This window comes from Jannaschia faecimaris (assembly GCF_900107415.1).
GTDB lineage: Bacteria > Pseudomonadota > Alphaproteobacteria > Rhodobacterales > Rhodobacteraceae > Jannaschia > Jannaschia faecimaris.
Genome location: NZ_FNPX01000007.1, coordinates 42600 through 68086, shown reverse-complemented (window position 1 = coordinate 68086; position 25487 = coordinate 42600). Strand labels below are relative to the sequence as shown.

The window sequence follows — 25487 nt, the reverse complement described above, 5'->3', positions numbered from 1 at the left end:
ATCAGTTCTCCTGTTGAACCGTCTTGGGAATCGGGCGCGTACCGATGATGGTCAGGCCATAGGCTTCCAACCCGACGATGCGCGGCGCGCCCGAGTTCGTCACCAGCTCCATCTCGTGCACGTTCAGCGCGGCAAGGATCTGCGCGCCCAGTCCGTATTGACGCAACTTGCGCGGGCTCACACCGTCCGCGTCCAGCTTCATCTCCGTATCGCGCAGCAAGACCACGATGCCCCGCCCTTCGTCGGCGATGACCTGCATTGCGCCGGCCAGGTCGCTGTCACCGATGCCAAGCGCATCCTCCAACGGGTTCATCGCATGCATCCGCACCAGCAACGGCGCACCCGAGCCGATATCACCCCTGCTCAGAACGATATGTTCGGCACCTTGGGTCTCGTCCGTGAAGACGCGCATCTGCCACTCTCCGCCCACTTTGGAGGTAACGGAACGCGCCTCCCCCTCGTGCACGAGATTGTCGTTGCGGCGACGATAGGAGATCAGATCGCTGATGGTCCCGATCTTCAGCGCGTGCCGCTGCGCGAAGGCAATCAGGTCCGGCAGGCGCGCCATGGAGCCGTCGTCGTTCATGATCTCGCAAATCACGCCCGCCGGGTTCAACCCGGCAAGCCGCGCGATATCCGTTGCCGCCTCGGTGTGTCCGGCCCGGACCAGAACGCCACCATCGCGCGCCCGCAGCGGAAAGACGTGGCCCGGCGTGGCTATGTGCTGCGCGCCCATGCTGGCGTCGATCGCCACCGATACGGTCCGCGCCCGGTCGCCCGCGCTGATGCCCGTCGACACGCCTTCGCGCGCTTCGATGGAAACGGTGAACGCCGTCTCGTGGCGGCTGGAATTTTGTGACGCCATCAGCGGCAGGCCCAGCGCGTCGATCCGATCCCCGGTGAGCGTCAAGCAAATCAGGCCCCGCCCGTAGGTCGCCATGAAATTGATGGCATCGGGCGTAGCCATCTGCGCCGGGATGACCAGATCGCCCTCATTCTCGCGATCCTCGTGATCGACAAGGATGAACATCCGGCCATTGCGGGCATCATCGATGATGTCCTCGATCGGGGAAATCACGTCACGGAACTCGTTCTCGACGGGTCCGGGGGCTTCGAATGGAATGGGCTCGGCCATGGGCGCACCTCCTGTTTGGAGACGATCTAGGCCCCGAAGCCCCAAAGGGCCAGAGGAAGTGCCCGAAACGCGGCGTTCCGTCCGCTCAACTGGCCCGCAGTTTGCGCACCATTGCGGGCGTCCCACGCGGCGGAAGGTCGGACATCGCCCGGCTCATCGGGCACAACGGCAATGGCACATCATGCGGTCGTCCCGAAATACCGCTGTGCCGAAAGATAGCCGCCCGCGCGCAGGGCCGCGCACCAGCTTTCCTCGAACGCCGTGTCCCCGACCAGAAGAACCGCATCCGCCGGCAGCCCACGGTCGCGCAGCACTGCCCGCAGGCGCGCCCGCATCTGCGACCAGCTTTCAGTGAAAAGCGGAGCCTCGACGGTGAACTCCAGGTTCGGATGCGACGAAATCACGATAGGCCGGTGCAGCAACGCGCCCCGCTCCGCCGCGACCTGCGCCAGTTTCGCGGCCCGAGCGGCCTCCATCTCGGCCCGCCGGATCATGCCCAGTGCGTTGGACGAAAACAGCAGGGCCGTGATGTCCCGCCCCGTCCCCGCACGGATCGACGCATAGGTGTGGTAGTCCAGACCGATCGCCGCCGCACGACGCACGCGCATCCGCACGACCTCCACCGGGATAGTGTTCGGGATCAGCGCACGACGTGCTTTGCGCCACTGGTGCAGGCGACCGGTGTAGCCGTTGAAATCCTGGCCCGAATTGTGGCCAATGCCTGGAATATCGTCTGTCATGCCGTATTGGCGCACGAAGCGTTGCGCTGCGCAAGATGGACATGGGCAAGGAAATGAAGTCCGGTTGAAACTGCCTGATATTTCAGCCTTGGGAAGACCGCGCATGGATGTGAACCTGACACTGATCCTGCTGGCGGCGCTGGTCGCCGGGGCCAGCCCCGGCCCCGCCACGCTGGCCATCGCGGGCACGTCGATGTCGCCTGTCGGCGGACGTCGTGCGGGTCTGGCGCTGGCGGCCGGGATCACCTGCGGTTCGCTTGCGTGGTCCGTCGCCGCGGCCTTTGGTCTTGGCGCGGTGATGCTTGCGAATGGGTGGATGTTCGAGGTGATCCGCTACATCGGGTCGGGCTATCTGCTCTGGCTTGCTCTGAAATCGGCACGCGGTGCCCTCTCACCGAAGGCGTTGGAGGCACGGGCCATGGCGGGGACGATACGCGGCCTGTTCCTCAAGGGTCTCGCCCTGCATCTGACCAACCCCAAGGCGATCCTGTTCTTCGGCTCGCTCTATGCCATCGGCATCCCGCCGGGCGCGTCTCCCGCGCAACTGATGATCGTCATCGCCGCCGTTGGCCTGCAAAGCGCCCTGACGTTCCACGGTTACGCGCTGCTCTTTTCGGTCCCGGCGATGACGCGGGCCTACATCCGCCTGCGCCGCCCGTTCGAGGCGGCCTTCGCGGCGTGCTTCGGCCTCGCCGGGGTCAAGATCCTGACGGCACGCCTCGCGTAGGCCCGGATCTCTGCTTCACAAATACTCACCGGCGCGCCGGCCGCCTCAGGCGTCCGCTTCGGCCAACCGTGCGACGTAACGGGCCAGCGTGTCGATCTCCAGGTTCACAAGATCCCCGGCCTTCATTCCGCCCCAAGTTGTCACTTCCTGCGTATGCGGGATCAGGTTCACGCCAAAGGTGGCACCCTCGACCTCGTTCACAGTCAGCGACGTGCCCTGCAACGCGACCGACCCCTTGCGCGCGATAAACCGGGCCAGCAACTTGGGGGCCTCGAAGAGGTAGCGCATGGAATCGCCCTCGGGCGTGATTGAAAGGATCGTCGCGGTGCCGTCGACATGGCCCGATACAATGTGCCCGCCCAGTTCGTCACCCACCTTCAGGGATCGCTCCAAATTTACGCGCGCGCCCACCTCCCAGGCCCCCAGTGCCGTTTTCGACAGGCTTTCCGCCGACACGTCCACGTCGAACCAGCCTCCATGGCCGTCTCGGCCCCGGTCCACCACCGTCAGGCAGCATCCGTCGCAGGCGATCGAGGCCCCCAGGTCGATGCCCGCCGGATCGTAGGCTGTGCCGATCCGGGCGCGCAGGTCGCCCCGCTTCTCCAGCACGCGGATCGTTCCGATATCGGTGACAATGCCTGTGAACATGGGACCTCCGTTGGTTTTCCATCAGCTAGACCCGTGGCGCAGATGCCGCAAGTGCCCCATTCGCGACACATTCGCGCCTTTCCCGTGCCAACGGAGCGGCCGATAGATGTCGCAACAATTCTGAGGGGCGAAATGCGTCCAACGCGTCGATTTCTGTTTCTTCAGGGGCCCCACGGGCCCTTCTTCCACCGCCTGGGGGTTCTGCTCCGGGCGGCGGGTTGCGAGACATGGCGCGTCGGCTTCAACCGCGGGGACGATGCGTTCTGGTTCCACCGCAGCAGCTATATTCCGTACCACGGCGCACCCGACGACTGGGCCGCGGCCTGCGATACCCTGATGTCCGACAAGGGCATAACCGACCTTGTTGTATATGGCGACGTGCGCACACTTCACGCGCAGGCAATCGAGGTGGCCCGCGCCCGTGGGATCGAGGTGCACGTCTTCGAGGAAGGCTACCTCCGACCCTGGTGGGTCAGCTATGAACGGGGCGGGTCCAACGCTCATTCCCGCCTGATGGACAAGTCCGTCCCGGACATGCAGGCCGCGCTGGCCGAGCTGGATCTCGACCTGCCCGACGCGCCCGCCCACTGGGGCGACATGCGCCACCACGTGTTCTACGGCATGCTCTATCATTGGTTCGTGGTGTCGCGGCCGGGCAAGTACCGGGCATACCGCCCGCATCGGGACATCACGGTCTTCAAGGAATTCCGCCTGTACCTGCGCCGCCTTCTGACGATGCCCCTCACCGCGCTGCAACGGAAGATCTCGACCCGGCGCATCACCCACGGCGGCTTCCCCTATCACCTGTGCCTGATGCAACTGGAGCATGACTCCAGCTTCCGCGCGCACTCGCCCTACGCGTCGATGATCGAATTCCTGGAGGAGGTCGTCGAAGCCTTCGCCAAGGGAGCTCCGACGCATCATCACCTTGTTCTCAAGGCCCACCCCTTGGAGGACGGACGCGCGCCGGTCATGGCGACGATCCGGCAACTGGTGCGGGAATACGGGCTGGACGGTCGCGTCCATTACCTGCGCGGCGGCAAGCTGGCCGGGCTGATGAACGAAGCGCGCAGCGCCGTCACGGTCAATTCCACCGCCGCCCAGCAGGCACTTTGGCGCGGCTTGCCGGTCAAGGCGTTGGGCCGGTCGGTCTATGACAAGCCGCAGTTCGTCAGCGACCAACCCGTGGCCGAGTTCTTCGCCGACCCGCAGCGCCCCGACAGCCGGGCGTATCGCGACTACCGCCACTACCTGCTGGAGACCAGCCAGGTCGCCGGCGGTTTCTATTCTGCGCGCGGGAGACGACAACTCCTGCGCCAGGTGGTCGACATGATGTTGTCCGACCTAGACCCTTACGACCGGCTGGCGATGGGCAAACCCGCGCCCCGGCAGAATTTGAAACTCGTGTCCGGATAGGGCACACTACCCGAAGCCCAAGGACCCGGATGGGGGACAACCCCCACAAGAGGACCGAAAGGCACAGCGAAAGGCAGAGCACGTGAGCAAACAGGCAACCCGGATGGCGAGATCTCTCGCCTTGTTTCTGGCCGTGACCCTGGTGGCATCCTGCGGGACGCTGCCCCGGTCCGGTCCTAACAAACGCGAAATATTCCAGGGCAGCGTGATGAACGGCGGCGATGCCTTCATCGTCAGCGTGAACCCGCGCGTCACCGCGGCCACCGCCATCACCCCCGCCCTGGGCTTCAGCAGCGAATTTCGCCATGCGGGCGTACTGGGGGCGGACACGATTCGACCCGGCGACACGCTTGGCCTGATCATTTACGAAAACGTCGAGGACGGTCTTCTGACCAACGCGGGGGCCTCCGCCTCGCTGATCGACGAAGTGCAGGTCGACGCGTCCGGCATGATCTTCATCCCCTACGCGGGCCGTCTGCGCGCCGCCGGCCAGACGCCCGAGGCCCTGCGCCAGCTGATCACGCGCCGCCTGGACGAGCAGACGCCGGACCCACAAGTCGTCGTGCGGCGGTTGGCCGGCGACGGTGCAACCGTCAATGTCGTAGGCGGCACCAGTAGCCAAGGCGTCTTCCCGATCGAACGCCCCACCCGCACCCTGACCGGCATGATCGCCGCCGCCGGGGGCGTGGCCATCCCGCCCGACATCGCGCTGGTCAACGTCAAGCGCGGCAACCGAACCGAAACCGCCTATCTGTCTGACCTGTTCAAGAACCCAGGCATGGATATCGCCCTGCGCAATGGCGACACCATTTTCGTGGAAGAGGATACGCGCGCATTTTCCGTACTCGGGGCGACCGGTGCCCAGACCCGACTGGAGTTTCAGACCGAAATCATCACCGCGATCGAGGCACTGGCCCAGGTCGGCGGCCTGAACCCGATGCTGGCGAACCCCACGGGCGTCTTCGTCTTCCGCAACGAACCCGAGGAAATCGCGCGGACCCTGATGGGCCGTGATGACCTGATCGGAACACAGCGGGTCGTCTATGTCCTCGACCTGACCGAACCCAACGGGATGTTCGACGCCCGCGACTTCGTGATCCGGGACGGCGATACGATCTACGTCACCGAAGCGCCGATCGTGGCCTGGAACCGGTCGGTCGCCGCCGTCTTCGGCTCGCTGGGTCAGATCACATCGGCAGCCGGCACCGTCGGCGTAAACTGACATGACCCCGCCCGAGACGCCGCTGACGGCGCGCTTCGTCTCGGGCGGGTTCTTCAACCGGCGCATTCGCCGTATCGCGTGGCTGGCCGGTATCAATTTACGTCCGGGTCTGCCCCGCGCCGGCGAGTGGGTCGCCGCCTGGGGCCATGCCGGAACCAGCGCGCGGGCCGAGGCCGTCGCAACCCGCTATAATGCGCCGATCCTTCGCTTCGAAGACGGCTTCCTGCGCTCGCTCCATCCCGGTCGTGACCGGGAACCGACCATGTCTCTGACCATCGACAGACGCGCCGCATACTTCGACAGCAGGACGCCGTCCGATCTGGAAACCATACTGGCGACGCATGATTTCGACGACGGCGACCTGATCGGGCGTACGCGGCTATTGATGGAGGAATGGGCCCGGTCCGGCGTCACGAAATACGCGGCCACCCAATGCGACCTTGATGCGCCCGCACCCGGTTATGTCCTTGTCGTGGATCAGACGCGGGGCGACGCCTCGATCCGCCTGGGCGGGGCGAGCGAGAGCACCTTCCGCGAAATGCTCCTGATCGCCCGCGAGGAAAACCCCGGCGCACGCATCGTCATCAAGACCCATCCCGAAACCACCCAGGGTCATCGCGAGGGGCATTACTCCGATGCCGACGCGATCTTCGGGGCGGCACTGGAGACCCGGCCCCTGCCGCCAGCAAAACTTCTGCAAGGGGCCGTGAAGGTCTACACCGTCAGCAGCCAGATGGGGTTCGAAGCAATCCTGCACGGACACCGGCCCATAACCTTCGGACAGCCATTCTACTCCGGCTGGGGCCTGGATGACGACCGCAACCCGCTGGACCGCCGCCACCGCAAGCTGACGCGGGTTCAGCTGTTTGCGGGAACGATGGTCCTCTATCCGAAATGGTACGACCCCCATCGCGACTGCCTTTGCGACCCCGTTGATGTGGTGCGCATCCTTGAGGCGCGGGCGCGGGCCTGGCGCGAAGATCGTGACGGCTGGTCCGCACCCGACATGCGCCTGTGGAAGCGCGCGCCGCTGCGCCGGTTCCTATCGCACCGGGTGAGCTACAGCCCCGACCCGGCGCGGCACCCGCTGGTCTGGGGCGCGGCGGATGTCATCGACGACGTCGGACGTGGATCACCCGTGGATCACCCGCCCGTCACCCGTTTGGAAGACGGCTTTCTACGCTCCCGCGGGCTGGGTGCCGACCTGATCCCGCCACTGTCGCTCGTGCTGGACAGCAAGGGCATGTACTTCGACCCCACCCGCCCGTCAGACTTGGAAGACGCGATTGTCGCCGCCAGCAGATTGCCCCCCGACGCCCTGATCCGCGCGGCAAGATTGCGGGCCGCCGTGGTCGCCGAACGCCTGTCGAAATATAACTTGGACCGGGCGATGCCCGAGCTGCCTGCCGGAGATATCGTTCTTGTTCCGGGACAGGTTGCAGATGATGCGTCGATCCGACTGGGGGCCACTGAAGTAGCTGATAACAATTCACTGCTGTCCGCTGTGCGAAAGGCAAACCCCGACGCCTTCATCGTCTATAAGCCGCATCCCGACGTGGAGGCGGGCCTGCGCAACGGGCACATTTCTGCTGCGGATGCCGACCTTGTGGCATCACACGCCGACCCCATCGCCCTGATCGAAAGGGCCAGCACCATCTGGACGATGACCTCGCTGCTGGGGTTCGAAGGCCTGTTGCGAGAAACGCCCGTCATCACGCTGGGTGCACCGTTCTATGCCGGTTGGGGCCTGACCAAGGATCTTGGCCGCACACCGGCCCGGCGGCGTGCCGCGCGCCCGTCTCTGGACGCGCTGATCCACGCCGTTCTCATTGAATATCCGAGATATTTCGACCCGGTCATCGGCACCGCCGCCCCGCCAGAAGCCATTGTGCACCGTCTAGCGCACGGCCCGATGCCATCGCTAGGTCCTGGCAATCGCCTTTTGGCCAAGGCACAGGGCGTCTTCGCCTCCTATGCGCATCTTTGGCGATGATGTGATTCAGGTATCCAGCAGGGCCAGAAGTTCGTCTGTAAGCCGGCCAACTTCCTCCGCTGCGGCCTTGCCCCCCGGAAACTCGCAGACTCCCTGCCCCTGACCCAGTGACTCGGCATAAGCGACGCGCTGAGCGAGGACAGTTTTTGCCGCGCCCGCCTCCAGCCCTGACAGGGCCTCCAAAATTTTTGTGGAAAGCTTTGTCCCTGTCCGCGCCCGGTTCAGGACGACCAGTGGGCGTTTATTCTCGCGCGCGGCCAGCTCCAGCACGCCCTCCGTCGCCCACAGGTCAACCTCGGAGGCAGAGACCGGAACCAGCACCAGGTCCGCGATCCGCAGCGCGGGCTTCAGGTCGCTGTCGATCTTGGGGGGTGTGTCGATAAGGATGAAATCGTAGTCGTCCTTGTACTTGGAGCATTCAAACGTGACGCCCCAAGCCGACGATGTTGAAAACGTGATATCGCCCTTCAATCCATCCGCGCGTTCATAGCGGGTCATGAACCAACGCCCGAGAGACCCCTGCGGATCGACATCCAACAGCGCAACCCGGTGCCCCCGCGCCGCAAGTTCACAGGCGACGTGCGCGGTGAACGTCGTTTTGCCCGACCCGCCCTTCTGCTGTGCGATGGTAATAATTGTCGCCATGGAATCCTCCGGGCAATGCTGCAGCGCGGCATGAAGATGCGTCAGAAGCCATCGAACGTCAACGCGGGGTGAATCGCGCGCAGTTGCTGGGCCGTATCGCGCACCGGGATAGTTCACCCGATGTCACCCCACGCGGTCAAATGTTCGTTTTAATTCGCTTTTGCTCCGATTGTGCGAGGGGATATCTAAAAACGAAACCAACGGCTCACAGATCAGCGACCCAAAGCGCTTAAATGTCAGCCAACCGCACTTCATTTGTTCAGCTTCCACGCTCGCCTTGTCAGACTTGCGAACACCGCGATTACGAACACAAACGAAAGTTCGTAATTGACAGGTTTCAGAATATGGTATTGTCTCCGCGACGAGGGTGCTGGGAGGCGACGTTGTCATACGCTTAGCGTGATGCACTTTGTGTGCAAGTCCAGAAACGTCGGAGTTTATGGGACGTGGCGTCCGGAACGACTCATCGGGGAGAGAAGCTCAAATGTCATTGGTGTTCGAGGGCGTGTCAAAAGCGGTCGATGGTCAGGTTCATATCCATCCGACCGACCTGACGTTGCAGCCAGGGACGATGAACGTTCTGCTGGGCCCTACGCTTTCGGGCAAGACGTCCCTGATGCGCCTGATGGCGGGGCTTGATGTCCCGAACACCGGTCGCGTTATATGGAACGGTGACGACGTGACCGGTATGCGCGTGCAGGACCGTGGCGTCGCGATGGTCTATCAGCAGTTTATTAACTACCCTTCGATGACCGTCTACGACAACATTGCCAGCCCCATGCGCCTGCTGGGCCAGTCTAGGGACGAGATCGACGCGTCGGTCCGCAAGGCCGCGGAGCTGATGCAGCTTGGCGGAATGCTGGACCGCAAACCGTTGGAGTTGTCCGGTGGCCAACAGCAGCGGTGCGCCCTTGCGCGCGCGCTGGTCAAGGACGCCGGACTTGTCCTGCTGGACGAGCCGCTGGCGAACCTGGACTACAAACTGCGCGAGGAACTTCGCGCCGAGATTCCCAAGATCTTCGAGGAAGCAGGCTCCATCTTCGTCTACGCGACGACCGAACCCGAGGAGGCACTGCTGCTTGGCGGGAATGTCGCCACACTTTGGGAAGGCCGGGTGACGCAGTTCGGGCCAACGCCTTCGGTCTATCGCAAGCCGGTGGACGCCACGACTGCGCGCGTGTTTTCAGACCCACCCATGAACTTCATGAATATCCGCAAATCAGACGGCATGCTCCTCTTCAGCAACAACCAGACCGCACCGGCGACGGATGCCTTGGCGCAGGTTCCCGACGGGTCCTACATGGCCGGCTTCCGCCCCAATCACCTGGAGCTGTCGCGTCACGTTGAGACCGCGCTGGAATTCAAGACGAAACTCGCAGTCACCGAAATCACCGGGTCCGAGACCTTTGTGCACCTCGACCACGAAGGTGAACGTTGGGTCGGGCTGATTCATGGGGTACGCAACCTGACGCTGGGCAGCCAGGTGGAGGCCTACCTTGACCCGGCCCACGTCTATATCTTCGCAGAGAGCGGGGCGCTGGTCGCGCCTGCCGCTTACGCCGCAGCAGCCTGAGGGGAACGACATGGCCAAGATCACCCTCGACAACCTTGCACACTCCTACCTGCCTAATCCAAGCAGAGAGGACGATTTCGCCCTCAAGGAGTTGAACCATGACTGGCGCGATGGGGAGGCCTATGCACTTCTCGGAGCCTCCGGCTGTGGCAAGTCCACGTTGCTCAACATCATCTCCGGCCTTTTGCACCCCAGCCAGGGGCGCATCCTGTTCGACGGCAAGGACGTGACCGACGCTCCGACGGCGCAGCGCAATATCGCCCAAGTTTTCCAGTTTCCCGTCGTCTACGACACGATGACCGTGCGCGATAACCTTGCCTTCCCGCTTCGCAACCGGGGTGCGGATGCAGCATATGTGAAGGATCGCGTGAACCAGATCGCGGCGATGATCGGCATGGAGGACATGCTGAACCGCAAGGCGCGCGGCCTGACAGCGGATGCCAAGCAGAAGATCTCGCTGGGACGCGGCATGGTGCGCGAGGACGTGAACGCGCTGCTGTTCGACGAGCCGCTGACCGTGATCGACCCGCATATGAAATGGGAGTTGCGCACGCAGTTGAAATCGCTGCACCACGAGTTCGGCCACACGATGATCTACGTCACCCATGACCAGACCGAGGCACTGACCTTCGCGGACAAGGTGGTCGTGATGTACGACGGTCGCGTCGTGCAGATGGGCACGCCGCAGGAGCTGTTCGAGCGACCCGAGCATACCTTCGTTGGCTATTTTATCGGCTCGCCTGGCATGAATGTGCTCGACGCGACGCTTTCGGGGACCAGCGCCGTGATCAGCGGTACACAGGTTGATCTCGGACGGGGATTCGGAACGCCCGGCGGCAAGATCGAAGTCGGCGTTCGCCCTGAATTCACACGCCTGACCACGGGCGATGCCGGGTTGCCGGCGCGCGTGAAACGTGTGGAAGATGTCGGTCGCCACAAGATTGTTCGCGCGGATGTCTTCGGGACAGAAGTGAACATCATCATAGGCGAAAGCGAGGAAATCCCTGCGGACGCCAACCGCATCACTTTCGACCCCGAGGGCGTCAACGTTTACGCCGATAGCTGGCGCATCAAGCCCGAGGGGGAAGCGGCATGAACAAGACCGTCAATCAGAAGGCCTGGTTCCTCATTCTTCCGGTTCTGGTACTGGTCGCGTTTTCTGCCGTGATCCCGCTGATGACCGTGGTGAATTACTCGGTTCAAGACACCTTCGGGAACAACCAGTTCTTCTGGGCCGGCATCGAATGGTTCCGCGAGATGCTTGAGTCCGACCGGATGTGGCAGGCGCTTGGCCGTCAGATCGTATTCTCGGCCATCATCTTGGCGATCGAGATTCCACTGGGTATCTTCGTGGCGCTCAATATGCCCAAGAAGGGTTTCTGGGCGTCGCTCTGCCTTGTGCTGATGTCGCTCCCCCTGCTGATCCCGTGGAACGTGGTTGGCACGATCTGGCAGATCTTCGGGCGCGTGGACATCGGCCTGCTTGGCTATGCGCTGGACGCCATCGGCATCGACTACAACTACACCCAGGACTTCTACGCCGCCTGGGCGACAGTCATCGTGATGGATGTCTGGCACTGGACGTCGCTGGTGGCGCTGCTGGCCTATGCTGGTCTGCAATCCATTCCCGACGCCTACTACCAGGCCGCCAAGATCGATCAGGCAAGCCGCTGGAAGGTCTTTCGCTTCATTGAACTGCCCAAGATGATGGGCGTATTGATGATCGCGATCCTGCTGCGATTCATGGACAGCTTCATGATCTACACCGAGCCGTTCGTCGTGACCGGCGGTGGCCCCGGCAACTCGACGACGTTCCTGTCGATCGACCTTGTTAAGATGGCCCTCGGTCAATTCGACCTTGGCCCGGCGGCGGCGTTCTCAATCATGTACTACCTCGTGATCCTGCTGATTTCCTGGGTGTTCTACACCGTGATGACGAACCTCGACAAAAGGGATGGTGTCTGATGTCCGATACCGCACAGGCTCCCGGCGCGGCTTCACTGCCCGGCAAGATGACCGCCTCCGTGCCGCGCGCGCGCACGCGCCGCCAGTTCCGGCCCAGCGGCTCGGCCGTGGTGATGGGACTCTATCTGCTGTTCCTTCTGCTGCCGCTTTACTGGCTGCTGAACATGTCGCTCAAGACGAACACGGAAATCCTCTCGTCCTTCACGCTCTGGCCGAATGACCTGACGCTGGAGAACTACCGTACGATCCTGACGGACCCCAGCTGGTACATGGGCTACATCAACTCGATGATCTACGTGACGATGAACGTCACGATCACGCTGGTCGTGGCTTTGCCCGCTGCCTATGCGTTCAGCCGCTACAGCTTCATGGGCGACAAGCATCTGTTTTTCTGGCTGCTGACCAATCGGATGGCCCCGCCAGCCGTCTTCGCGCTGCCGTTCTTTCAACTCTATTCCTCGGTCGGCCTGTTCGACACGCACATCGCGGTCGCGCTGGCGCATTGCCTATTCAACGTTCCGCTGGCCGTGTGGATCCTGGAAGGGTTCATGCGCGGCGTGCCTAAGGAAATCGACGAGACAGCCTATATCGACGGCTACTCCTTCCCGCGCTTCTTCATCCGCATATTCATGCCCCTGATCGCGAGCGGGATCGGCGTCGCTGCGTTTTTCGCCTTCATGTTCTCATGGGTTGAACTATTGTTATCGCGCACTTTGACAGCCGTCGATGCCAAGCCAATCGCGGCGACCATGACCCGCACCGTGGGGGCATCGGGCGTCGACTGGGGTGTGCTGGCCGCCGCGGGGGTGCTGACGATCCTGCCCGGCGCACTCGTCATCTATTTCGTGCGCAACTACATCGCCAAGGGCTTCGCCCTGGGCCGCGTCTGAGGAGAACTGACCATGCTTGACTGGATGGCCTGGACTTGGCCCACAGCGCTCTTCTTTATCATCATCGCGGGCATCCTGCTGGTTTTCACAGTGCTTGCGATCAAATTCCCGGAGACGCCGCGGACCGGCATTCTCCGGATCGAAACGACGCGGGGTGACAGGTTGTTCATCACGCTTCTGGGCTCGGCCTTTATTAACCTGGCCTGGCTCGGTCTCAGCGGACTGCCCCAACTGGGCGCGCTGGTCGTCTGTGCCGTCTACGCCGCAGCGGTGTTCCGCTGGGTCTGACGCGCCAATAATTGTCACCAAGGGAGGAAAGACATGAACAAGATCTTTACCACAACCACGGCATTAGGGCTTGCGCTGTTCGGCGCGCCAGCCTTTGCCGACATGGACGCGGCACGCGCGTTCCTCGACTCGGAGATCGGCGATATGTCCTCGATCGACCGCGCCGCACAAGAAGCCGAAATGCAGTTCTTCGTCGATGCCGCAGCACCTTACGCGGGCATGTCGATCAACGTCGTGTCGGAAACGATCACCACGCACGAGTATGAATCGCAGGTCCTGGCCCCGGCCTTCACCGCGATCACCGGCATCCAGGTCACACATGACCTGATCGGCGAGGGCGATGTCGTCGAGAAGCTTCAGACCCAGATGCAGTCGGGCGAGAACATCTACGACGCCTACGTCAACGACTCGGACCTGATCGGCACCCACTGGCGCTACCAGCAGGTACGTAACCTCACCGACTGGATGGCTGGCGAAGGTGCCGCCGTGACCCTGCCCACGCTGGACGTCGCCGACTTCATCGGCACCAGCTTCACGACCGGGCCGGACGGCAAGCTCTACCAGCTGCCGACCCAGCAGTTCGCGAACCTTTACTGGTTCCGGTACGACTGGTTCAACGACGAGCAGAACAAGGCCGACTTCCAGGAGAAGTACGGCTACGAACTGGGCGTTCCGGTGAACTGGTCCGCCTACGAGGACATAGCCGAGTTCTTCACCGGCCGTGACCTGAGCCGTCTGGGCGTCGAAGGTGAAGTCTTCGGCAACATGGACTACGGCAAGAAGGATCCGTCGCTCGGCTGGCGTTACACCGACGCATGGATGTCCATGGCCGGAATGGGCGACGTGGGTGAACCGAACGGCCTGCCCGTCGACGAATGGGGCATCCGCGTAAACGAGAACTCGCAGCCCACCGGCTCCTGCGTGGCACGCGGTGGTGCGACCAACTCACCCGCGGCCGTCTATGCCGTGACCAAGGCGATCGAGTGGCTCAACAAGTACTCGCCGCCCACCGCAGCCGGCATGACCTTCGGCGAAGCCGGCCCGATCCCCGCGCAAGGCAACATCGCCCAGCAGATGTTCTGGTATACCGCCTTCACGGCCGACACGGTGAAGCCCGGTCTGCCCGTGATGAACGAGGACGGCACGCCCAAGTGGCGCATGGCCCCATCCCCGCACGGCGTCTACTGGAAAGAGGGACAGAAGGTCGGTTACCAGGACGCAGGGTCCTGGACGCTGATGAAGTCTACCCCTGTCGACCGGGCGCAAGCCGCATGGCTCTATGCCCAGTTCGTCGTGTCCAAGACGGTGGACGTGAAGAAGTCCCAAGTGGGTCTGACCTTCATCCGCGAGTCGACGATCCAGCACGAGTCCTTCACGGAGCGTGCCGACAAACTAGGTGGTCTGGTCGAGTTCTACCGCTCGCCCGCCCGCGTTCAGTGGTCGCCGACCGGGACGAACGTGCCCGACTACCCGAAGCTGGCTCAGCTGTGGTGGCAGAACATTGGCGACGCAATGTCCGGTGCAAAATCCCCGCAGGAGGCGCTGGATTCACTCTGTGCCGATCAGGAGCGCGTGCTTGAGCGTCTTGAGCGGGCTGGTGTCCAAGGTGACCTAGGACCCGTCCTGAACGAAGAGCAGGACGCCGAGTACTGGTTCGAACAGCCGGGTGCGCCCTATGCCAAGCTGGAGAACGAGGACGAAGAGCCGATGACCATCTCCTACGATGAGCTCATCCAGTCCTGGAACTAAGCCAGACGCGGGGCCGGTTCGCCGGCCCCGCCCCTTCGCGGGCACACCTGCGCACTTTCAGTCAGTTAAAATCGGCAGCGTCGACCCACGCACCAGTTGCACGACGCCTTCGCGACTGATCAGAGGTCAGCGCGCTTTCGTCTGAAGCGCCAACCATAGAACCCGTTGCCCCAAAGCTCCACGCGCGAAGCACGCTGCGTCATCATCAACGCGCGTCATCGTCTGGGTACCAAGATGACGGCCCCCTTCCGCCGTCATGACGTCAGCCGGTCAGCCAGCCGGTCAAAAATTGGCCGAACCCGTGCAGACGGGATTTAAGTTAGGATTCTCGGTGGAGACGCACATCAGGAATGCGACCGTTCCATGGGAAATAGTGCTCGCACATCCGAGGGCTCGTGGAGTAACGCGCTAAACGGGCCTAGCACCTCGCTTGAGTTGGAGGCGGTCAACATCGTATTCTATCTTGAAGTGAACCAAATAAAGCAGCGCGAAGCAAGAAACGTGCGGTTCACGGCCCTTTGCGAGGGAAGCCGTTGCGCTATTATTGAGGTGTTCTCTCCTTGGGTGATGGCGGCGGATCGGTGCCTTGAAGCACATTTTTGCATCGACGCTAGAATAGAAGATCATCGATGTCATCGCCCTCGGGTGCCGATGAAGAATGCCCTTCCGGTGTGCTGTAGAGCGCCGCGTGAACGGCACGCTCTTGGTCCATCGTATAAAGCGCCCAAGCCCAGTCAATCAGGTCCTCAGCCGGCGGAGCATCGTCGTCCGGAAGCGCCGCGAGCGCATCGAGTTCGGCCAAGATCACATTGAGCCGGGTTGTATCTTCCACGACTGCGGAAAGCTTACCGAGAAGGACGCGGGTTTCCTCGCCGGCCTTTTCTTGAAGATCGAACAAGACAGTCAGCCGTCTACCACAATCGGACCGCCCGCTCCGAATGTTTTCCATGGAAAGAGCGAGAGCCTCGCCCTGCGCAAGAAATGCTTCCTGTCTACGGATGCTCCGCGACGTCAGGCGTTCGAGGGCAGCACTCCCGCCGATCGTGGCCCGAACGGAGTTCTTCGCGATCTCCTGAACCTCTGCGGACAGAACGACTTGAGCCTTTGCAGTGGTGCCCGATTGAGACGCCATCAGAGCGGAGTTGATACTGACAGTCCGAATATCGCGAGATGCGCTCTTGATGCTATCAAGGCCACGGGTGACCGCCGCATCTGACAACGCAAGGGCCTTCACGTCTAGCCTGGCATCCTGAAATGCTAGTTCCGTTGCCGCAAGGCGTTCGCCTATCGTGTCTATCATGTCAGCTTGCCGGTTCATGCTCTGTTCAATGGTTCCGGCAATCTCCCCCGAAGAGAACAGGTCCGCACTCCCTCTGGCCGCAGTTGTAAGCCCTTCTATGATCGCCCTAAGTTCGGCCCGGGTATCACGAATGTCACTCGCGATATCACTTGCTTGACCTCGCCGAAGCCGATTCAGCCCCGGAAGATTACAGTCGCAAATCTGCTTGAGATGATCCAACCGTTGGGCCATTCGATCAGAGAACTGGATGACAACGATAAATGCCTTTAAGTGTACGCCACATTGTTGAGACAGCGCCGCCGCCCGCAAATCGATATCACGGGCGAGATCGATTTCTGTCGCACTCAGCTTTGCTATCTCGGCACGTTGTTGCGACATGAACGGCAGAGACCCCTGCAGCCCCCCAGCTGCGGCGTCGCAGCTGTTTTCAACACGTCCACGCCGTCGGTCCAAAGTCGAGAGTTCGTCAACAACAGCACCGACAACCGTTTCAATTCGATCCGCAATCTCGCCGAGATCAGCTAGGTAAACCTCAAACCGGCCAGTCTTGACCGACGCCGAGATCGTACGAGCCAGCGTTATCACGGGACCAAGGGTTCGACTGACTTGCAGGATCATCTGAAGGCTCCGCTCCGCTTCCATCGCGTCTCGGCGATCCTTGGCACTCCGACTTCCCTCGACGATGTCTTTGAGCGCCCGAATTACTCCTGTCATGCGGGCCTCGACCTCCTTGATCTGGTCTTCGGCACCGGCACCATCGTCTTCAGTCCCCTGCCTGACAAGTGTCGAGAAGGCCGCGAGATTATCCGTCATCTTCGCTTGCAACGTTCGGATTTCCATCAGCCCGGTCGTAATCTCGGAAAATGCAGCGATGCCCTCACCGACCATTGCCTGCGTCAGCCCATTTCCAGCGTAGGACTGTGCCGACGGGTCGAATTGGGCAAGCGATGAGGACATTGAAACTCCAAGGCAGCGAGGTATGAGCCCCTTCTGCCCTTCAGGTCTTAAGAACACGCTAAAAATCGGTCTTTATCCCGGTGGGGCGGCAACTACGGTCTCCACCCTTTATTCATCAAATCGATGTAGGTCGTGGAGAGCAACTGAACTGCGCCTTCGGCGCGCATTCCACCGGCAGCGGGAAAGCAAATGGCAAAAACAATTCTTACCATCGACGACAGCAAGGCCGTCCGAGACATGGTCGCATTCACGCTTGAGCCCGAAGGATTTCGGGTGATCGGGGCAGAAAACGGCGCGGAAGGCTATGACCGGATGCGCGATCAAAAGCCCGACCTCGTGATTACGGACCTCAACATGCCGATTATGGATGGACTGACTTTCATTACAAAGGTTCGCGCGGACAAGATCGGTGACGGGACGCCAATCGTCCTGCTCACGACCGAAAGCGCGCCGGAAATGAAGGCCCAAAGCAAAGCTGCCGGGGCAACCGGATGGATAAACAAGCCCTTTGACGCCAACAAACTTATTGCAGTGACCCGGAAGCTTCTGGGCTAGGCGCGACGCGCTGTTGACACCCCTGTCAGGGGCCGGCGGCGCGCAAAATACCGGCGGGGAGCCCATCAAGCGGCAGCTGCTTATCTACGGCCCCGCGCTCGAATGCAACGCGGGGCATACCATAGACAACCGAGGTCGCTTCGTCCTGACCTAGGGTGCACGCTCCAGCTTGGTGCATTTCTCCAAGTCCGATGGCCCCGTCATCGCCCATTCCCGTCATGATAACACCCACCGCGTTCGATCCCGCGGCCCGCGCAACAGATCGAAAAAGAACGTCAACTGACGGCCGATGGCGAGAGACCAGCGGCCCATCGCGGACCTCCACCTGATATTGGGCCCCGTGCCGTGTAACGATGAGGTGGTGTCCGCCGGGTGCGATCAAGGCCTGCCCCCGCAGGAGCCGATCGCCCGTTTCGGCCTCCTTGACAGTGATCTGGCAAACACTGTCGAGCCGTTTCGCAAACGCGCGCGTAAAAGCCTCTGGCATATGCTGGACAATCACGATCGGAGGGGAATTCAGCGGCATCGACTCAAGAAGAAACCGCAATGCTTCCGTTCCACCTGTGGAAGCGCCGACCGCTACGACCTTTTCGGTTGTCTTTGTCATCGCATAGCGACCAGGTGCGGCAAGAACATCATCGGGGGAATGTCGCGGCTGCGCCTTCACAGAAGGAACACGAACTTGACGCGCACTGGCCGCGGCACGGATCGCATCGCAAATCTCGATCCGGCTTTCATTCAGGAACCCCTTGACGCCCAACTGCGGCTTGCAGATGACATCGACCGCACCTGCGGCCAAAGCTTCGTGCAGTGTCTGAGAATTCGGCTCTACCAGTGACGAACACATCAAGACAGGGATCGGGTACTGGCTCATCAGGCGGCGCAAAAATGTGATCCCATCCATTCGCGGCATTTCCACATCAAGTGTAATGACGTCCGGCACCTGCTTACGGATTAACTCGGCGGCCCGGATTGGGTCAGCCGCCGTCGCCATGACCTCCAGATCCGGAGCGCTTCGCACAAGGGCTGACATTGCTTCGCGAACTGCGGCACTGTCATCCACGATCAAGACTTTAATACGCCCCATGGCTTCAGAATTCCTTTCGATAGATCGACGATCCGATCGCAAGCAATCCGCTATGCCTGCTTCGCAGAGATTCTGTATGCCCTGTCAATAGGATGCCGCCGGGTAGCAATCGTCGGACCAGAGCATCCACAACCTGAACCTGCGTCGACGGATCGAAATAGATCAAAACGTTGCGCAGCATTATGACATCAGCTTGCGGCGGGCCGTCACTGACCAAATTCGTCAGGTTGGCGTAAGACCAACGGCAAAGATTGCGTAACTCTGGCGTGAGGCGAAATCGATCGGATCCGTCCTTGGCACGCATCAGAAACCGCCGGTGCCGCGCCTCATCCAAACCGCGGACATCTGCCCGTGGATAGACCGCAGTCCGCGCGTTCTGCAGGATTCGGGTAGAGATATCGGTTCCGAGCCCTTCCATACGAACAGGCGTGCCAATCTCGTCCGAGTGCTCAATGAGGGAAATCATCGCGCTGTAGAGTTCCTGTCCACTTGAGCAGGCTGCGCTCCAAACCACGAGAGGCCAGTCTCGCCCCGCCCCGCGCTCGATCAGATCAGCCCAGCCGGTCCGACCGAGCCAATCGAAGTGTGGCTGCTCCCGAAAAAATGAGGTCGTATGGGTTGTCAGCGCCTCGACGAAAGACCGGATCTCTGCCCCCCCCATCCCGGACATTTCCAAAAGCCTGCAATAGCTGGAAAATTTTGTCTGGCCCATAGTGGCCACCTGCCGGGCAAGACGCTGGTGAAGGAACTCAATTCGGCGCGGATCAAGGTGCAGCCCAGCGGCACGATGCGCGACTTCAACAATGACCCGTGCTTCTCTTTCTGTTGGATAATTGATGTCGGACGTTGACACGTCGCCGGGCCGCAATGGCGACTCCCTTTGCGCTTTCCCACTCATACAAAGTCGAACAAGTCCGCGTCGATCGATGGGGAGGCGTTTTCAAACACGGCCCGCATGTCCATCACGATCACAATCTTGTTGTCGATCCGCGCCACGCCCATCACCGCTCTACGATCCCATGATCCCAACGTTTGCGGGGCCATTTCAATCTCGCCAGCGCCCAACACCAGAACGTCCCGCACCTCGTCTGTGCGAACGCCAATCGGGATCGGGGATCCTTTATCCGTGTTCGCCTCGAAAACGATAATTCGGGTCACAGTCCCCCGCCCCGCCGGGGGGAAACCCAAATGGCGGGCCAAATCAACGACTGCAATCCCGCTGCCGCGGACATCGATCATGCCCTCTATTTCAGAAGGAGTCTTCGGCAACGGGGTCACCGTCTGTTCGGCCAAGATTTCCCTCACCTGAGCAACGTCACATGCAAGCCAATGACCACTTAGCTTAAAGATCAGAAAGGCACGCGCCTCCCCCTCTGAGATAATCGGATTTATGCCTTCGACTTGGCCGATATCCGAGAGCGGATCCCATGGTATCAATGCGTTTTTCAACGCAGTTGCTTGACGCTGCATGTTCATCATCCTGTTCTTGATTGGCAAATCGCTAGGCATCGGCGCTTGCTTCAAACGTAGCGTTCAAAATCGCTGTCAGAAACTTCCAGACCGAGATCCAGAGCCACACCACCGATGACCGTTGCGTCCTCCGCGCGCAGGCCAGAACGCAATTGATTACGATTGGTTGCGTTATCGAGGACTTTAGATTCCGAGACTTTTGCATTTATGATCTGCGACGGCGCAGTTTTAGATTCTCCTAAAACAGATTTGCGCGGCCGGTTCAGCGGCTTTTCTCTAACCTGCCGGGCAGGGCTGACGGCATCACCCGAAACGGCAATTTCGCCCTTAACTCCAGGATCGAACTCCCCAAGCATATTCCGAAGCGCTTTGGCCTGCGTCACAAGATACACTGCCGCCGCCACGCTTTCGTCCGTAGAATTCGCGCGGGTCTGGGTTTCCTGGGCAAGTTTAGCGATCGCTTCTTTGACTTGGCCTGCGCCCACCGCCCGTTCAGAGGCCGAAGCCGAAAGCCCCAAGGCGAGATCTGCGGTTCGTTGGATGTCAGGGATAAGTTCCGCTAGCATTTCATTGGCTCGCTCGCCAAGTCCTACGGTACTCTGCGCCAGCCCAGATATCTCGGACGCGGAAACTTGACTGCGTTCTGCCAATTTTCGCACTTCAGAAGCGACTACTGCAAAACCGAAACCGTGCTCACCGGCCCGCGCCGCTTCCACTGCTGCGTTCAGGGCCAATAGGTCAGTTTGACGTGCGACCTCTTTGAAGGAGTCGATTTTACGTGCCATTTCTCGAATTGCAATCACCGCGTCGCCCATTGCCTGCTCGCCCTCTTGGAACCGGGAGGACAACTGTTTTATGGCCTGCTGATTTCGTCTGCCATTTTCATTCGGTATAAGATTTTCATCCATCAGTTCAGCACATGAACCAGAAGCATCCTGAATTACGGCCACCTTCCAATCAGTATCTTCTTTCAACTGCCTTGTTAAAGTCAAAAGCCTTTCTGCCCCCTCAATCATTCTATGTGAACATTGGACAGAGTTCTTTGTGGCGGGACGTAGTTTGTCCAACATATCCCGAAGCGCCAGTCCAAGCGTGTCATCAGAATTTCGAGGGCTGTGCTCAACGGAGAGATCGCCAGCGGTAATGCTTGAAGCAATGGCAGCCGCCTGCTTTAGATTCGACCGCACTCGGAAGAGTTCTTCTAAAAGTATTCCAATCTCGCCACGCCGAAATTCCGCATAGTCTTTAGGACTGGACACGTTGCCGTCGGCCAAGTCTCTGCTAACGGCAATCGCGCGGGCAAGGCCTCGAGTGACGCGCACGATAATCCAGAGCGCGGCACCGAGACCCATGCTCATCGCAACGCCAGCAAGCGCCGTCACGGCGCTTATAGCTCTCCCGGTGCCTTTATTCCTGGCCTCCCGCTCTTTGGCGATAGCGGCAGTGACTGCACGCGACATCTGATCAATTAATGCAAGCGCCTCGTGATGCGCGGAAACTATATCTGCATCCAGCATCATCGTGGTATTCGCACCTAAAATTCTAACAAACCGTCTGCTCGCGTCTGGTATTTCGCGAAAAATGGGTAAGAGAACCCTCGCCGCATTCGGATCTACCAGCGAAACCATTCTATTCAAGCGAGAGATTGAAAGTGTCAATTCGTGAAGGATGTCTGAGTGGGCAGTTGCGAGCGCATCATTCGTCTCGGGGTCGGTAGATTTCAACATTGCCCTTTCGATATTTCTAGCACTGTCAATGAAATGGCTGATTGCTGTCCCTAGTGTGAAAATCCGATTACGGAGACCCTCTTCAAGCGAGCCGGCATCTTCAACTAGCGTGACAAGCGCCGCATCAGCCTCGTCCCAAGCCGCGCGACTCGCCGAACTAAAGTCGACTCGGAGGGCGGAACTTTTCCGAGCTTGTACAACGGCCTGCCGGAGAGCTTCAGCAAAGCTGTGAACCTTGTTAAACATTACGTCGCTTTGGTCCCTACCGCCCGGCCTCGCCAGGCCCTGCAGTTTGCTTATGGCCTCCATCATAGTGGCTGATTGATGCTCGATTTGGATCGCGAGATCCTCGACATCCGCATCTGTCGCGGCGCGAATTATACTTTCGTAAGCGACGGCAGCTGCAGCGACTGCTGTCAACAGTTCAAAACTTGTAGTTAGAGCGACCTCTTCCTGTTCCGCCGCCTTGGACCATTGGACCGCTTGCCGCTCAAAATTCTGGAATACCAAGAGGGCTGCAAGGCCAAACGCCGCCCCGATTCCCATGAAGAAAATCAGAGCCTTTTTTTCGATCGAGATGCGCATTTCAAGTTCCCTTTAAGAGGCACACGCGAAGCTGACGGCTTAGGTCTCGACTGAGAACAAGGCCACGGCATCGAACAATACGACGATGTCATCATCATGATGTAGGACACCCTCAATTAGTTCCGGCGGCCAGAGCGTTCCCAAATCCGGGATCGGTACAATTGAAGTTGGATCGCTCTCAAGCACATTCTCGACCGCATCCACTGGGATTGCGAGCCGCGTAGGTTCTCCTCCGAGATCAAGGTCGAGTACAACGGTCCGTGCGGCGGCTACAGTCTCCGATCTGGAAATTCCCAGACGCTGGCGAATATCGAACAGTGGTACGATCGAACCGCGCACATTAATTAAAGCCGGAACATAGACCGATGCACGGGGCACCGGAGTCTGTTGGATGGGGTCAAGAATCTCATTTACGTAATCGACACGAAGGGCGAATCGCTCTTCGTTTAGACGAAATGTAAGGAGCATCTTGCTTCGTTCAGTTAGGGCCTCGTTTCGGTTTTCTTTTGGCGTGGCAGATTCGCTACGGGCTGGAAACATGGCTTTGCTTCTTTCAATCAAGCAGCATCGAACACGCCGGCGACTTGGTCTTCGGCGATCGACCGAAGCAACGCCGGCGGGTCGAGGATGAGAGCAACCTGGCCATCGCCTAGAATCGTGCTGCCAGCGAACCCCGGAATATTGCGGTGGAACCGACTGAAGGTCTTGATAACGGTTTGATGCTGTCCAATCACGTCATCCACAACGAGGCCGACCCGGAGCCGCTGATCATTGACGATCACGACACGTCGTCTTGTCCCATCCTCTGACTGCTTGCCAAAGGCGCGGTCAAGTTTGACAAACGGAACGAGTTCATCCCGAATTTTCAGGAGTGTCCTTCCGCTTGCCCGGTCATAGTCGAGATTGTTCAATTCAACGCATTCATGGACCGCCGAGAGCGGGACAACGAAAACGCCGTCGCCTACCCTGACCAGGAGCCCGTCAATGATCGCCAAGGTCACCGGCAGACGTAGCGTAATCGACGTCCCGACACCCAAACCTGTGCGAATATCGATTGCACCTCGCAAATCGGCAACGACCTTTCGAACCGCATCCATACCAACGCCGCGGCCCGATACGTTCGATACGGTTTGTGCCGTAGAGAACGCAGGTTCGAAGATCATCTGGTGAAGCTCTTCTGGCGCAAGTATCTCATCGGGTCCGATAAGCCCGCGCTCAACAGCACGCGTTCGGATCGTACTCTCGTTAAGACCCCCACCGTCGTCACTGACACTGATCAGGACTTCGCCTCCGGACTGGCGCGCAACCAATGCAACTGTCGCCTCTTCGGACTTACCCGCAGCGATACGCTCGGCCCTACACTCAATCCCATGATCTATCGCGTTGCGGATCATGTGAACCAGAGGTTCTGTCAGCCCGTCAATAACGTTCTTGTCAAGTTCTGTCTGTCCGCCTTCAGTGACAAGGCGTATATTCTTACCTAGATCATCTGCAAGGGACCGTACGATCCGGCGGAATTTTCCAAATGCTATTTCTATGGGAAGCATCCGCATTGAGAGTGCAGATTCGCGCAACCCGGCAATCAGGCGATTGACCTCTTCGGAGACGGAGTTCAGAGCAGGGTCAGACGATCCAACCGCCAGACTCGCCAGCTTGGCCTGCGCGATCACGAGTTCCCCGAGTTGGTCCATGAGGTCATCCAGACGGGTAGCCGGAATTCGCAACGACGGAACGTTCGCTCTCGATTTGTCGGAGGCGGCCCGTTCAATTGGCAGGGCATCGCCCACAACGTTCTCATCCTTGCCCGACATAACGGGTCCTAAAAGTATGCCATTTTCGTCAGTGATCGAGAACTCTGCTTCATCCACAAAAACGAAGATTTCCCTAATATCTTCGAGAAGACGATCGGTCTTCAGCTGAACGTTCCAGACAAGATAACTTGCCTGCGGATCAATCTTCGCCAGACAGGGAACAGCTGTTGCGTCGCAACTCAAGTCGACATTGCCCAAGCTGTACAATTCTTCGAGGAGAAGGTTTGGACGAGCGCCAAATCTAAAACTTTCACTCGCTGGCGCGTATCGAATTCTCACGGTTCGGCTTGACGCAAAATGCTTTACCGGTGCGACAGGATGTCCCCGCTCGGGGCCAGGGGCCCCTGACTTCACGAATCCTGCGATCTGGCGTTCAAGATTTCTTGCACTGTCCGACGTCTCGATTTCAACTAGCCGGGCTGGATCGCCGTTGTGGTTTAGAAGCTCCGCCATGTGGTCACGTGCCGCGAGTGACAAATCGATGAGGACACGGTCAAGCGGCAGTTCACCACCGCGTACAAGCTCGAATGCATTTTCGAAAAGGTGCGTGAAGCGCGCAAGCGCGTCGTATCCAAACATCGCACCCGACCCCTTGATCGTGTGCATCGTCCGAAACAGATCATCCACCAGGGCAGCGTTCGGTGAGTCCTCGAACCGAAGTAGTAGGCTTTCGATCGCCTCCAGCCCTTCAAGCGTTTCCGCCACAAAGGTGTCGGTTGGGAAATCGTTCATGCTGCGGGTTCCCTCTCAGTGAAAAGCCGCGGCCCCACCGGGTCGGAAACCGTAACCCGTGCCGCCAAGCCACGTTCAATTGCTGAGCGCTGCGCAGCGACGGCCAATTGCACGGCCACTGAACTGACGAGCGACGGAAGTCGGAACTCCAGATGTGCACCCTTTGGGGCTTCTGATATCCAAGCTTCAAGCAATGGGAGCAACTCTGTCGCGCCGTCTAAGGAAAGATCTCTGCTGAGATCGAATACCCGGTGCGGGTTCGATGCTTCTTC

Annotated in this window: 22 protein-coding genes; 11 read left to right on the top strand and 11 right to left on the bottom strand. The window is 60.1% G+C overall.

All coding sequences use genetic code 11. From position 1 onward, the window contains the following. Position 1: 1 nt before the first annotated feature. Together ribB and BLV27_RS09805 are read right to left on the bottom strand one after the other, a co-directional pair. Complete coding sequence (gene ribB / locus BLV27_RS09810) at positions 2–1135, bottom strand: 3,4-dihydroxy-2-butanone-4-phosphate synthase (RefSeq protein WP_092645420.1); 1134 nt, start codon at positions 1133–1135, stop codon at positions 2–4. Between the two features lie 179 nt (positions 1136–1314). After that, the gene (locus tag BLV27_RS09805; protein WP_092645418.1) at positions 1315–1875 is read right to left on the bottom strand and encodes a hypothetical protein; all 561 of its coding nucleotides are present in this window, start codon (positions 1873–1875) and stop codon (positions 1315–1317) included. A 103-nt stretch (positions 1876–1978) separates the two neighbouring features. On the opposite strand from BLV27_RS09805, the gene BLV27_RS09800 reads away from it, so the two are divergent. Further along, entirely contained in the window at positions 1979–2602 is a 624-nt protein-coding gene (locus BLV27_RS09800; protein ID WP_092645416.1) for a LysE family translocator, read from the top strand. A gap of 45 nt (positions 2603–2647) precedes the next feature. Here BLV27_RS09800 and BLV27_RS09795 read toward each other — a convergent pair whose 3' ends face one another. Beyond that, positions 2648–3250 (bottom strand): riboflavin synthase, encoded by a 603-nt coding sequence (locus BLV27_RS09795; protein WP_092645413.1) that lies wholly within the window; start codon positions 3248–3250, stop codon positions 2648–2650. 132 nt (positions 3251–3382) lie between these two features. Between BLV27_RS09795 and BLV27_RS09790 the strand changes: the two genes are divergently transcribed. From BLV27_RS09790 to BLV27_RS09780, 3 genes are all read left to right on the top strand, one after another. Beyond that, positions 3383–4666, top strand: coding sequence for a capsule biosynthesis protein (locus tag BLV27_RS09790; protein WP_092645411.1), 1284 nt, complete (start codon positions 3383–3385; stop codon positions 4664–4666). A 103-nt stretch (positions 4667–4769) separates the two neighbouring features. Beyond that, entirely contained in the window at positions 4770–5888 is a 1119-nt protein-coding gene (locus tag BLV27_RS09785; RefSeq protein WP_092645409.1) for a polysaccharide biosynthesis/export family protein, read from the top strand. 1 nt (position 5889) lies between these two features. After that, positions 5890–7881: a capsular polysaccharide biosynthesis protein gene (locus tag BLV27_RS09780; RefSeq protein WP_092645407.1), complete on the top strand. Its 1992-nt coding sequence runs from the start codon at positions 5890–5892 to the stop codon at positions 7879–7881. A 6-nt stretch (positions 7882–7887) separates the two neighbouring features. Here the strand turns inward: BLV27_RS09780 and parA are convergent, their stop codons facing one another. After that, positions 7888–8526 carry a ParA family partition ATPase gene (gene parA, locus BLV27_RS09775; RefSeq protein ID WP_092645405.1) on the bottom strand — a complete coding sequence of 213 codons (639 nt, stop codon included), beginning with the start codon at positions 8524–8526 and terminating at the stop codon, positions 7888–7890. A gap of 484 nt (positions 8527–9010) precedes the next feature. Here parA and BLV27_RS09770 point away from each other — a divergent pair, with 484 nt between their 5' ends. From BLV27_RS09770 to BLV27_RS09745, 6 genes are read left to right on the top strand one after another with little or no spacing between them, the layout of a single operon-like run. Beyond that, positions 9011–10099, top strand: coding sequence for an ABC transporter ATP-binding protein (locus tag BLV27_RS09770; RefSeq protein WP_092645403.1), 1089 nt, complete (start codon positions 9011–9013; stop codon positions 10097–10099). A gap of 10 nt (positions 10100–10109) precedes the next feature. Further along, on the top strand, positions 10110–11195 hold the full coding sequence (locus BLV27_RS09765; RefSeq protein WP_092645400.1) for an ABC transporter ATP-binding protein: 1086 nt from the start codon (positions 10110–10112) through the stop codon (positions 11193–11195). Continuing rightward, a complete protein-coding gene (locus tag BLV27_RS09760; protein ID WP_092645398.1) occupies positions 11192–12064 on the top strand; it encodes a carbohydrate ABC transporter permease in 873 nt (290 codons plus the stop codon). The genes BLV27_RS09765 and BLV27_RS09760 overlap by 4 nt, the downstream gene beginning before the upstream one ends. After that, positions 12064–12954: a carbohydrate ABC transporter permease gene (locus BLV27_RS09755; protein ID WP_425283653.1), complete on the top strand. Its 891-nt coding sequence runs from the start codon at positions 12064–12066 to the stop codon at positions 12952–12954. Before BLV27_RS09760 ends, BLV27_RS09755 begins: the two co-directional genes overlap by 1 nt. 12 nt (positions 12955–12966) lie before the next feature. Then, positions 12967–13242 (top strand): DUF2160 domain-containing protein, encoded by a 276-nt coding sequence (locus BLV27_RS09750; RefSeq protein ID WP_092645396.1) that lies wholly within the window; start codon positions 12967–12969, stop codon positions 13240–13242. Positions 13243–13275: 33 nt separating this feature from the next. Continuing rightward, entirely contained in the window at positions 13276–14991 is a 1716-nt protein-coding gene (locus tag BLV27_RS09745) for an ABC transporter substrate-binding protein (RefSeq protein WP_092645394.1), read from the top strand. Positions 14992–15601: 610 nt separating this feature from the next. Here the strand turns inward: BLV27_RS09745 and BLV27_RS09740 are convergent. After that, positions 15602–17116 (bottom strand): hypothetical protein, encoded by a 1515-nt coding sequence (locus BLV27_RS09740; protein WP_211605500.1) that lies wholly within the window; start codon positions 17114–17116, stop codon positions 15602–15604. A gap of 321 nt (positions 17117–17437) precedes the next feature. Here BLV27_RS09740 and BLV27_RS09735 point away from each other — a divergent pair, with 321 nt between their 5' ends. Continuing rightward, complete coding sequence (locus tag BLV27_RS09735; RefSeq protein ID WP_092645390.1) at positions 17438–17803, top strand: response regulator; 366 nt, start codon at positions 17438–17440, stop codon at positions 17801–17803. A gap of 25 nt (positions 17804–17828) precedes the next feature. On the opposite strand, the gene BLV27_RS09730 is transcribed toward BLV27_RS09735, so the two are convergent. From BLV27_RS09730 to BLV27_RS09705, 6 genes are all read right to left on the bottom strand, one after another. After that, complete coding sequence (locus BLV27_RS09730; protein WP_092645388.1) at positions 17829–18890, bottom strand: protein-glutamate methylesterase/protein-glutamine glutaminase; 1062 nt, start codon at positions 18888–18890, stop codon at positions 17829–17831. Positions 18891–18894: 4 nt separating this feature from the next. Next, positions 18895–19602 (bottom strand): CheR family methyltransferase, encoded by a 708-nt coding sequence (locus tag BLV27_RS09725; protein ID WP_170831411.1) that lies wholly within the window; start codon positions 19600–19602, stop codon positions 18895–18897. A gap of 182 nt (positions 19603–19784) precedes the next feature. After that, positions 19785–20399, bottom strand: a complete 615-nt coding sequence (locus tag BLV27_RS09720) for a chemotaxis protein CheW (protein WP_092645384.1) — start codon at positions 20397–20399, stop codon at positions 19785–19787. Between the two features lie 11 nt (positions 20400–20410). Then, positions 20411–22672: a methyl-accepting chemotaxis protein gene (locus BLV27_RS19325; RefSeq protein WP_092645382.1), complete on the bottom strand. Its 2262-nt coding sequence runs from the start codon at positions 22670–22672 to the stop codon at positions 20411–20413. Positions 22673–22711: 39 nt separating this feature from the next. Next, positions 22712–23212, bottom strand: a complete 501-nt coding sequence (locus tag BLV27_RS09710) for a chemotaxis protein CheW (protein ID WP_092645380.1) — start codon at positions 23210–23212, stop codon at positions 22712–22714. 17 nt (positions 23213–23229) lie between these two features. Beyond that, entirely contained in the window at positions 23230–25215 is a 1986-nt protein-coding gene (locus BLV27_RS09705; RefSeq protein ID WP_092645378.1) for a chemotaxis protein CheA, read from the bottom strand. Positions 25216–25487 lie beyond the last annotated feature (272 nt).

Excerpts from the sequence above, each read along its gene's own strand:
- ribB (WP_092645420.1), bottom strand. The coding sequence starts at position 1,135 with ATGGCCGAGCCCATTCCATTCGAAGCCCCCGGACCCGTCGAGAACGAG.
- BLV27_RS09805 (WP_092645418.1), bottom strand. The coding sequence starts at position 1,875 with ATGACAGACGATATTCCAGGCATTGGCCACAATTCGGGCCAGGATTTC.
- BLV27_RS09800 (WP_092645416.1), top strand. The coding sequence starts at position 1,979 with ATGGATGTGAACCTGACACTGATCCTGCTGGCGGCGCTGGTCGCCGGG.
- BLV27_RS09795 (WP_092645413.1), bottom strand. The coding sequence starts at position 3,250 with ATGTTCACAGGCATTGTCACCGATATCGGAACGATCCGCGTGCTGGAG.
- BLV27_RS09790 (WP_092645411.1), top strand. The coding sequence starts at position 3,383 with ATGCGTCCAACGCGTCGATTTCTGTTTCTTCAGGGGCCCCACGGGCCC.
- BLV27_RS09785 (WP_092645409.1), top strand. The coding sequence starts at position 4,770 with ATGGCGAGATCTCTCGCCTTGTTTCTGGCCGTGACCCTGGTGGCATCC.
- BLV27_RS09780 (WP_092645407.1), top strand. The coding sequence starts at position 5,890 with ATGACCCCGCCCGAGACGCCGCTGACGGCGCGCTTCGTCTCGGGCGGG.
- parA (WP_092645405.1), bottom strand. The coding sequence starts at position 8,526 with ATGGCGACAATTATTACCATCGCACAGCAGAAGGGCGGGTCGGGCAAA.
- BLV27_RS09770 (WP_092645403.1), top strand. The coding sequence starts at position 9,011 with ATGTCATTGGTGTTCGAGGGCGTGTCAAAAGCGGTCGATGGTCAGGTT.
- BLV27_RS09765 (WP_092645400.1), top strand. The coding sequence starts at position 10,110 with ATGGCCAAGATCACCCTCGACAACCTTGCACACTCCTACCTGCCTAAT.
- BLV27_RS09760 (WP_092645398.1), top strand. The coding sequence starts at position 11,192 with ATGAACAAGACCGTCAATCAGAAGGCCTGGTTCCTCATTCTTCCGGTT.
- BLV27_RS09755 (WP_425283653.1), top strand. The coding sequence starts at position 12,064 with ATGTCCGATACCGCACAGGCTCCCGGCGCGGCTTCACTGCCCGGCAAG.
- BLV27_RS09750 (WP_092645396.1), top strand. The coding sequence starts at position 12,967 with ATGCTTGACTGGATGGCCTGGACTTGGCCCACAGCGCTCTTCTTTATC.
- BLV27_RS09745 (WP_092645394.1), top strand. The coding sequence starts at position 13,276 with ATGAACAAGATCTTTACCACAACCACGGCATTAGGGCTTGCGCTGTTC.
- BLV27_RS09735 (WP_092645390.1), top strand. The coding sequence starts at position 17,438 with ATGGCAAAAACAATTCTTACCATCGACGACAGCAAGGCCGTCCGAGAC.
- BLV27_RS09730 (WP_092645388.1), bottom strand. The coding sequence starts at position 18,890 with ATGGGGCGTATTAAAGTCTTGATCGTGGATGACAGTGCCGCAGTTCGC.
- BLV27_RS09725 (WP_170831411.1), bottom strand. The coding sequence starts at position 19,602 with ATGGGCCAGACAAAATTTTCCAGCTATTGCAGGCTTTTGGAAATGTCC.
- BLV27_RS09720 (WP_092645384.1), bottom strand. The coding sequence starts at position 20,399 with ATGCCTAGCGATTTGCCAATCAAGAACAGGATGATGAACATGCAGCGT.
- BLV27_RS19325 (WP_092645382.1), bottom strand. The coding sequence starts at position 22,672 with ATGCGCATCTCGATCGAAAAAAAGGCTCTGATTTTCTTCATGGGAATC.
- BLV27_RS09710 (WP_092645380.1), bottom strand. The coding sequence starts at position 23,212 with ATGTTTCCAGCCCGTAGCGAATCTGCCACGCCAAAAGAAAACCGAAAC.
- BLV27_RS09705 (WP_092645378.1), bottom strand. The coding sequence starts at position 25,215 with ATGAACGATTTCCCAACCGACACCTTTGTGGCGGAAACGCTTGAAGGG.